This window comes from Variovorax glucosi (genome assembly GCF_051216695.1).
Classification (GTDB): domain Bacteria; phylum Pseudomonadota; class Gammaproteobacteria; order Burkholderiales; family Burkholderiaceae_C; genus Variovorax.
Map to the genome: position 1 here is coordinate 1 of NZ_JBPJZE010000221.1, position 1,200 is coordinate 1,200.

The 1,200-nt window shown below is 64.3% G+C and carries 1 protein-coding gene, 1 tRNA gene and 1 pseudogene; 1 reads left to right on the forward strand and 2 read right to left on the reverse strand.

Translation table 11 applies throughout. The annotated features are described in order from the left end of the window. The coding region (locus ACSFA3_RS24450; RefSeq protein ID WP_435507968.1) for a prephenate dehydratase domain-containing protein at window positions 1-507 on the forward strand (507 nt) is incomplete at its 5' end. A gap of 154 nt (window positions 508-661) precedes the next feature. Here ACSFA3_RS24450 and ACSFA3_RS24455 read toward each other — a convergent pair. Beyond that, window positions 662-737, reverse strand: a tRNA-Phe gene (locus ACSFA3_RS24455). An 18-nt stretch (window positions 738-755) separates the two neighbouring features. Then, window positions 756-1,200, reverse strand: a pseudogene (locus ACSFA3_RS24460) (sigma-54-dependent Fis family transcriptional regulator); the annotation flags it as partial.

Genomic DNA, 1,200 nt, shown 5'->3' on the forward strand with positions numbered 1-1,200 from the left:
AAGGAAGTGCTGGCCCATCCGGTCGCGTTCGAAGAGGTCAAGCCGTGGGTCGATCGCGAGATGCCGAAGGTCCGCCGCACCGATGCGGCCAGCGGCGGCGCCGCTGCCCAGGCCGTGGCCGGCAGCACGACACTCGACAAGGCATCCTTCGGCCCCAAGGTCGGTGCGTCGATCTATGGCTTGGTGTCGTTGGTCGATGGCATCGAGGAAGGCCCGCACAACGTGACGCGATGGTGGGTCCTCGCTCGAACCATGCCCGCGCCGACCGGCAACGACAAGACATCGCTGCTGGTCAGCACCTCCGACGCAAACCTGGGAGCCACCCTGGCCGCCTTCACCCAGTCTGGCGTGCAGATCCTGACGATCTACGAACGGCCGAGCAAGAAGACCCTGGACACGCACCGCTACCTCGTCGAGGTGACCGGCCATGCCAGGCAGGGCAAGCTGGCGGAGTTCCTGGGCGCGCACAGCGACATCCGGGTGCTGGGCTCGTACCCGCGCAAGTGATGCGCTGAAGGCGCAAGCATCCGCCTACCTCTCGGCTGCGACTGCCTTTATCTCGATGAGCAGGTTGAGCCGTGCGAGCGAAGCGACGCCCAGGATTGAAGCGCTACCAATTGAAAAGCCCCTGATTCCGTTAAGAATCAAGGGCTTAGAAGAGTGGTGGCCTGGGGCGGAATCGAACCACCGACACGCGGATTTTCAATCCGCTGCTCTACCAACTGAGCTACCGGGCCATTGTGTGCAGCCTCAAATTATACAGCGCTTCTGCGCCCTCTTGAAAGATCGACCCCAAGTTGTTTGAGCTTGCGGTACAGATGGGTGCGTTCGAGACCGGTTTTCTCGGCGACGCGGGTCATCGAACCGTTCTCCATCGCCAAGTGAAACTCGAAGTACGCCTTCTCGAAACCGTCGCGCGCGTCGCGCAGCGGGCGGTCGAGGTCGAAGCTCTGCGTCGATTGCGGGCCGGCGTCGACCACGGGCACGGAAGCCAGCGAGGCCATCAACAGACTGTCGCCGGTCGTGGTGATGGCGGCCGCCTGGTTGCCGGAAACCGGCGCGGGCACCACGCCTGCCGCGGCGCGGCGTGCGCTCTCGCGTGCCAGGCCCTGCTCCACTGCCTTGAGCAGCTTCTGCATGCTGATGGGCTTTTCGAGGAAGGCGAAGGCGCCAATGCGCGTGGCGTCGACCGCGGTGTCG